Annotated in this window: 5 protein-coding genes; 4 read left to right on the top strand and 1 reads right to left on the bottom strand. The window is 43.0% G+C overall.

Annotation, left to right across the window (positions count from 1 at the left end):
• Positions 1 to 479 (top strand): TOBE domain-containing protein (locus RHS_RS27945; RefSeq protein WP_047835032.1); only part of this gene is annotated, 479 nt, incomplete at its 5' end.
• Positions 480 to 516: 37 nt separating this feature from the next.
• Here RHS_RS27945 and RHS_RS27940 read toward each other — a convergent pair.
• Positions 517 to 1,188, bottom strand: coding sequence for an MgtC/SapB family protein (locus RHS_RS27940; RefSeq protein ID WP_027295357.1), 672 nt, complete (start codon positions 1,186 to 1,188; stop codon positions 517 to 519).
• A 437-nt stretch (positions 1,189 to 1,625) separates the two neighbouring features.
• On the opposite strand from RHS_RS27940, the gene RHS_RS27935 reads away from it, so the two are divergent.
• From RHS_RS27935 to RHS_RS27925, 3 genes are all read left to right on the top strand, one after another.
• Positions 1,626 to 2,471 (top strand): hypothetical protein, encoded by an 846-nt coding sequence (locus tag RHS_RS27935; protein WP_044297150.1) that lies wholly within the window; start codon positions 1,626 to 1,628, stop codon positions 2,469 to 2,471.
• Between the two features lie 199 nt (positions 2,472 to 2,670).
• Positions 2,671 to 6,309, top strand: coding sequence for a family 43 glycosylhydrolase (locus RHS_RS27930; protein ID WP_047835031.1), 3,639 nt, complete (start codon positions 2,671 to 2,673; stop codon positions 6,307 to 6,309).
• A 144-nt stretch (positions 6,310 to 6,453) separates the two neighbouring features.
• Complete coding sequence (locus RHS_RS27925; protein WP_047835030.1) at positions 6,454 to 8,154, top strand: glycoside hydrolase; 1,701 nt, start codon at positions 6,454 to 6,456, stop codon at positions 8,152 to 8,154.
• The last annotated feature ends 99 nt before the right edge of the window (positions 8,155 to 8,253 follow it).

Genomic DNA, 8,253 nt, shown 5'->3' with positions numbered 1-8,253 from the left:
TTGTACAGCAGGTTGATACACCTCAGAACTTATATAACTGCCCACAGAACTTATTCGTTGCTGGATTTATCGGATCTCCTCAGATGAACTTTGCAGATGCAACTGTTAACGTAAAAGGTAACGAAGTTGTTCTTAGAGTTGGTGATTTTGATATCAAACTGCCACCTGCAAAAGCTAAGAAGCTGATCGATGGCGGCTATGCTGGAAAGACAGTTGTTATGGGTATTCGTCCGGAAGACGTACATGATTCCCAGATGTTCATCGAATCTTCACCGGAAACTGTTGTAGAATCTACAATCAGAGTTTACGAATTACTCGGCGCTGAAGTATTCTTATACTTCGATGTTGAAGGATTCCCAATGACAGCTCGTGTTGATCCTCGTACAACAGCAAGAACAGGCGATAAAGTTAGATTTGCTTTAGATGCTGAAAAGATTCAGGTATTTGATAAAGAAACAGAACTTACAATTACAAACTAATTAAAATATTAAGGGGGATTGCGAAAGCAATCCCCCTTTAAATATCTATTGAAGTTATCTCCGGTGTTTCCTTCAACAGAGTAACCACATCATTAATGTCATAAGATTCCGGAAATCGTACATAAAGTTTTATTTCTAGCTGGTGATTGTCTATCCGGGTTGCCCTAATATTGGATATAACAATCTTCTTAGAGGTAAATGCAGTTTCTAAAATCGTATTTATATCTTTGTCTTCTTCAACCTGAACAGTGATCTGTTCTGTCTTGGGAGCTTTTCTGAACTTCATCTTGTGAAATGCGAATTGCATAATCAGAATAAAAAGCGTCGCGGCAATACCGATTACATACATCCCGGCGCCAAATGCCATTCCGATTCCCACCACCCCCCAGATTCCGGCTGCGGTAGTCAGTCCGCTTACATTCATCTTTCTGGTAAAGATAACGCTTGCTCCTAAAAATCCAATAGCCGTCACAATACCTGCGGCAATACGGGAAGGATCCAGATTAATATTATCGGTCACCAGAACATCATAAAATCCATATTTTGAAATAATCATCATCAGGGCAGAAGTGAGAGACACTATGATATGTGTCCGGATACCTGCCACTTTCAGATGGTTCTCACGTTCATAACCAATGGCTGCACCGCAGAGTGCGGCACCAAGCATTCTTAACAGGTAAGATGACTGCAATAACAGGAATGCTTTCAATACAGACGCCTCCTTTCCATCATGTCACATTTTTAGTTACCTTATTATATGTCAATTAAATAAAAAAATCAAACTTACAATTAAAATAAATTTTCAGCCAAAATAGAAGATTCTAATTCAAGTAATGACCTGTAATATAACTATAATAGTTCAAATTTGCCGAAATAGTGATAAAAGCAGTGCCTGGCTTTTTTAATTTATTGGGATTTTGTGAATTCTTCATTGTGGGTGTTTGCAGGACAAAATTAAAAAAATGCAATTTTCTAAAAAAAGTACTACTTTAAATAAAAAAGCGATAAAAAATGAAAATTCTAACGAACATAGTCCTAAAGAAGTGACGGAACTCTGTGCTAAAATGATCTCAGAAAGCTGGAAGAGCTAAGGAAATTAGGGCAATAGGAAAATTGCCCTGCGCAAAGGAAGGAGAAAGCACGGGAATGAAAAAGTGGATTAGGGCAGGAATGGGGCTTTGTACGGCACTGATGTTATTTCAATCGATGCCTGTTCTGGCAGCGGAAGGGACAGAAATTTCTATGGCTGTGCAGGAGTACAGTGAAAGTGACCGAACACTTGACGTAAGCTGCCTGATGGAAAATGGGGAAAATGTAACCAATGGAAAACTCCGAATTTACTATGATGCGGAAAAAGTAGAATTAAAGCCCAGCAAGGCGGGAGAAATCCTGTCAGGAGCGCTGTTTGAAATGAATGACTGCCTTACGGGAAACAAGCCGGAGGGAGAGATTATTGCAGTTTTTGCTTCATCCCAGAATATACCTGCTGACGGAAGCCTGGTTGATCTGGAATTCAAGCTGCAGGACGGTGTGGAAAAAGGAGATGAAATGCTCTTTAAAGTAGAGGTGGATAAGCTGTCAGGAGACAGTGGAGATATAGAAGCAGACGTTTTGGACCTTACCTATGTAGTAGGAGAAAAAGAAAAGCCAAAGGATGATCCGGATGATCAAACGGAGGATGACGATAAAAAGCCGCCTGCAGGGGACGGGCAGAATGGAAACCAGAACGGATCTGGAAATCAGGGTGGATCTGGAAACCAGAGCGGAAATGGAAATCAGGGCGGAACCGGAAACCAGAGTGGAAATGGAAATCAGGGCGGAACCGGAAACCAAAGTGGAAGTGGAAACCGAAGCGGGTCTAACAGTTCTAATAAAAGCGGTGTTAAGACCGGCGATAATACACCTGTTGCAAAATATCTGGTGTTGGGTGCAGGATCCTGCCTTGTAGTTTTAGGACTTGGAGTTGCCCGGCTGAAAAGAAGAAAGAGGTAAGCGGAGCAGTATTTCCCAAAAAAGTCCTATTGGATCAAAACAAAATTCTAAATTGTAAAAAAAGTTCTAAGATAGTAGAAATACCTCAAAATAGTAAAAAAAAGAAAGAATTTATTCCTAAAAGCTTTGTAAGTGTTCGTGATACAATAACCGCGAGTTCATTGAACAGTATCAAATATAAAAAGAGAGGAAGGCATTTATGAAAAAAAGAAGATGTTTCAAAAAAGCAATTGCCGGAATATCCGTGCTGGCAATGGGGGTTTCAACAATTATGCCGGCAATGCCTGCTGTTGCAGCGGAAGAACAAATGGATACCAAAGTACGGCAGGGTGACAGCATGCAGCTTACCGCAGAGGAGGCAGAGGGAAATGATTATGTACTCTATACCGTAAACTGTGGAACACCGGACCCGTCAGTAGTACCAAACCAGGACCAGGAACGTATGGGACTGTTTCAGTCAAATGTGGATCAGGCATTTGGAGCCGATACCGGGACTGGTGCGGAATGGGGGAGGAAACCAAATGATGCTTATTCCGCAGCTATTAATAACGGCAGTGATGCAACCGATATTGGAAACAGCTTTATCTATATGTCAGATGGAAGTGACATCACCTTTGACAAATACAAAAGTGCACTTGGGTATAATTTTGAGCTGCCAACAGAAAAGATCGAAGGGTTAGAGGAAAATACATATGAAGTAACCCTGGCATTTAAACATTACTGGGATAACCGTCTGGTGAATATTATGCTGGAGGGTGAGACGGTTGCTACTGATATTTCCGTTAATTATGGTGAGTGGGTAAGCAGAACTTTCACAACGAAAGTTACGGACGGTGAGCTGAACCTTCTTGTGAAGAGTCCCAGAAGGACAAGCGGCAAGGAAGATCCAATTCTGAATTATGTAAAAGTCCGTGCAGTAAAGGAAGAACTGAAAGAAGTGCCAGAGTACAGTTCCTTTACCGGTACGAAGGGAGATACCCTGTACGATACCAATGGCAATCAGATTCAGGCACATGGCGGACAGATACAGCAGCTGACCGTTGATGGGAAAACAAAGTGGTACTGGATTGGTGAGGACAAGACCAATGATTATCGTCCTGTGGGCGGTATCCATATGTATAGCTCTGATGACCTGTATAACTGGAAGGATGAAGGAATTGTACTGAGAACCATGGAAGATCCGGAACAGTTCGAATCAGACGCTTATTTCCGGGAATTATACGGAAATGAGAGCCAGGAGCAAAAGGACGCCGTATTTGTAGATCTTGATAAAAACAATTGTGTTATGGAGCGCCCAAAGATGATTTACAATGATCAGACAGATAAGTATGTTATCTGGTTCCATGCGGACGGACGCTATCCGGGCAGCGATGCTGATTATGGAAAGGCAAAAGCAGGAGTGGCAATCAGCGACAGTCCTAACGGACCGTTCAAGCTTCTGGGAAGTTATAAGTTGAATTCCCACAATGATCCCAATGGAAATCTGGGATATGACGGCTGGGAGGGACGTGGTTCAGTCCGTGACATGAACTTGTTCAAGGATGATGACGGTACTGCTTATGTGATCTATTCCTCCGAGGGAAATCAAACCATGTATGTATCTAAATTAAACGATGACTATACAGGTCTCAAAACAGCACCGGACGTTGCTGTTGAAGGTGTAGATTTTACCCGTAATTTCGAAGGCTGGTCCAGAGAAGCTCCGGCAATGTTCAAATACCGGGATAAATATTATGTGGTAACATCCGGCTGTACAGGATGGAGTCCAAACCAGGCAAAATATGCGGTGGCTGACACACCAATGGGACCATGGACAGAAATTGGTGATCCATGTACGGATTGGGGAAGCGGAACTACATATGATACGCAGAGTACCTGTGTATTCCCTGTAGATGCAGAGAATGGAAAGTTCATTTATATGGGTGACCGCTGGAATGCAGGGGATTTAAGTGAATCCAGATATGTATGGGTTCCGGTAGAATTTCAGCCGGATAACAAGATTGCGCTAAGGAGATATGAAGATTGGACGCTGGATGATCTCAACGACAAAGGGCTCTTTGATATAATAACAGAACTTCCATCCGTGGTTTCTTCTGTAACTGATATCATGAAACAGCTTCCGTCAGAGGTAACTATTTCTTATGGTACAGATGAGGAGACAACTCCGGTAACCTGGAGCATGGGCGAGTATGATGAAAATAAAATCGGAATCGTGACGATTACAGGAAATCTTACAGAAAAAGGAAGAGAGTTTAGCAGGGATATATATATTGTAAATCCGTCAACACTGTACTTCTTTGACAGCGGGGCAGAAAAATCAGAATATTTTGATGCTGTAAAGAAAGAACTGGGTAATAAAGTTCTAAATACGGTGACAGATCAAAAATACACAGAAGAAAATAAAGCAGGATATACAGGAGTCACCGAGGCAGAGTCACCGGAAAGCTTTGACATAGGTCTGCATGACGGTAAAAGCTTACAGGAAAACGGCTGGTGGGCAGGAGACGGTAAGAATATTGAGTACGCTTTTGATCTGAACCCTGGAACGTATACACTGGCAGCTGGATTCCAGGAGTGGTGGGATACACAGCGTGATATGAAACTCAGCATTAAAATGGGTGATCAGGTTCTGGCTGAGCAGGATTTTACACTTGCTGCAAACGATGGAAATTTACAGGTCAGCCAGTCATTTGAAGTAACAGAAGCTGGAAAAGCAGTTGTGACTGTTAGCAAGAGAGGAAGTGCAAATCCGGTACTCAGCTGGATTGGAGTTCTGGGCAGCGTTGACGAGCCTTCTGTTGGTGTAAACAAAAACAGCCTTCAGCATGCTATTACCATGGCAGAAAAACTGGAAGCAGAGCAGGACGCAAATAACTGTTATACAGAGGAAAGCTGGGCAAAAGTACAAAAAGCACTTGATGATGCAAGAACTGTGATGGCAGATACGGAAGCGTTACAGGAAGATGTTGACTACGCATTCCTGAAACTGATTTCTTCCTGCAACCTCCTAACGGATGGTATACAGAAAATGGGTCTGAATGCAGTGATTGAAGGTACAAAGGCAATATTGGAAAACGAAGAGGAACTGGCTGAATATACGGAAGAAAGCGTTGAGGCAGTTAGAAAAGCATTAGCAGATGCAGAAAAGGTATATGCAGAATCTGGCGCAGATCAGGAGACAGTGAATGCAGCTGCCAGAAAGCTAATGGATGCAGTGACGGGAATGCTGGTGAAAACAGAAGAAACCAGACTTGACATTCTCATCCGAAAAACAGAAGAACTTCTGAAAAACAAAGACCAGTATACTTCTGCAAGTGCTGCCAATCTGGAGAAAGTCCTTGCAGAGGCAAAAAAAGTAGCAGGAAACAGCCAGGCCAGCGAGGCACAAATCAACGAGAGTTATGCAAATCTGGCTAAGGCAATGACAGATCTGGTAAGAAAAGGTGACAAGGCAGAACTGAAAAATGCTTTGGATAAGGCAAATGAGATTATAGCAAATTCAGGAAAATATCTGGAGGACACAATCTCAGGACTTCAGGCAGTAATTACAGAAGCCCAGACTGTCTATGACAGTGGCGATGCAGACACAGAAAAAGTCGGCGAAGTATTAAAGAAGCTGGTAAATGAAATACTGAAGGCACGGCTGAAAGGTGATGCAGATCTGAACGGCGTGGTAGATACCAGGGATTCAGCTGAAGTGTTAAAATATGATGCCGAGCTGAAGACATTGACAAAAGAGCAGATTAAGGCAGCAGATGTCAATGAAGATGGAGCAGCAAATACCAATGATGCAGTGTCAATACTGAAGTATGCTGCCGGTAAAATTGAAGAGTTTTAAGGATTCTCACTGAACATCTGGAGGTTTCGGAGATAGTCCGGAAATAGATTAGATAAAAACGGAGAGCAGAATCCTGACACAGGTGGTCTGCTCTCTGTTTTTATTGAAAAGAAGTGGACTCAAGATCGGAAAAAGGAGAAAGATATGAGAAATAAAAAAAGATTAAAACAGACAGCAGCTGGAATGTCTGCACTGGTTATGGGGGCATCAGCTATCCTGTCAGCAATGGCGCCAATACCTGTAATGGCTGCAGGAGAATCAAAAGTGGCAGGAGAGATCGCTGTAAATCCGGACATTCATTACCAGACACTGGATGGATGGGGCACATCACTATGCTGGTGGGGAAATATCATCGGCTCCTGGGGAGATGCAGACTGGAATGGAAATGGAAGAGCTGACCGTGAGGAAATCGCGGAACTGGCATTTTCGCCGGAATATTTGAATCTGAATATTGTACGCTACAATGTAGGCGGCGGAGACAAAGCAGATTCTTCCATTAAACGGTGCGAAGGTCTGGTACCCGGCTGGACAAAGGATATGACCGGCACGGAAGATGGAAGCGGAGAATTCAATGGAGAAGCTTTTTACGCAAAGTCTACAGAAGAAATGAGCGATGCAGGGCAGTTGTGGATGCTGGAACAGGCAAATCAATACCGTTATGATTATGCCAGGGAAACAGGTGAAGAAAATACAATTATCAACAAAGTATTTTCCAATTCACCGCCTTATTACATGACAAAATCAGGTTCTTCCACAGGAGGCTACTGGGAGGATTCCAACAACCTGAAAGATGATTATTATGATGATTTTGCCATGTATATGGCAAGATCTGCAAATTGGGTAGACCGGAATCTTAAATCAAAATATGGAGTCGGTGTATCTTATATTGAGCCGCTGAATGAGCCGGACACCAATTACTGGCATGATGGAAGCACAAAGCAGGAAGGCTGCATTTTCAATACCGGAGAACTTCAGTCACGTGCATACCGTGAAATGCAGAAAGCTTTAGAAGCTGAGGAGTTCCAGGGGAATCTCAATGAAATGAAGATTACCGGAACAGATGAAACAAATCTGTGGACGTCAATTAATTCCTTTAACAGATTGGATGATGATATAAAAGCCAACATGGATACTATCAGTGCCCATACATACAGCGGAAGTGACAGTGAAAGAAAGGAACTGCGCCAGATTGCAGAAAAGTATGACAAGGGATTGTGGATGTCTGAGGTTACCAAAGGCGGCGGAAGTCACTATGAAGGATGCCACGAATCTATGGATGCCGCTAATACCCGTTCCCAGAGCGAAGGAATTATGGCAGATCTTAAATATATGCAGCCTAGCGCATGGATTGCATGGCTGGTGGCAGACAGTGAGTATGAATGTCTTCAGACCAATTCTAACTGGGGGCTGATTCATGCAGTATTTGAAAAAGATGGACAGCCGGTGCCGGATTACCATACAAATCTGGTGGATGAAAACGGTAACCGGAAAGAAGGCGTGCCGGGTGAAGGATACTGGGCAGTGACAAAACAATTCTATACCATGATGCAGTACAGCAAATACCTGAAAGCCGGATACACTATGATTGATATTCAGGAAGGCAACATGTGTGCAGCTATTTCACCGGAAGGTGACGAGCTGGTTATCGTTGCCCAGAACTTTGATGGTGAACGGAACACAACGGTGGATCTAAGTGCATTTCCCGGTGCTGCAGCTGCAGAGCTTTATCGTACTTCTGATTCAGAGAGCTGCCAGCTTACAGAAACGCAGGATGTTACAGATGGTGTGCTGGATATGACACTGCCGTCCAAACTCCGTATCTACTTATGTAATAAGAGCAAATGACAAAAGTGCAATCTGCAGTCCCTCCAATTATGCAAAAATCGTGGATGCAGATGTAGAAAAGCCGGAAGAAGAGTGGACCTCAGATATTAATAAGTTTAG

This window comes from Robinsoniella sp. RHS, assembly GCF_001029355.1.
Lineage (GTDB): Bacteria > Bacillota > Clostridia > Lachnospirales > Lachnospiraceae > Robinsoniella > Robinsoniella peoriensis.
The sequence above is the reverse complement of the archived record's forward strand: the minus strand, read 5'-3'. Positions and strand labels throughout refer to the sequence as shown.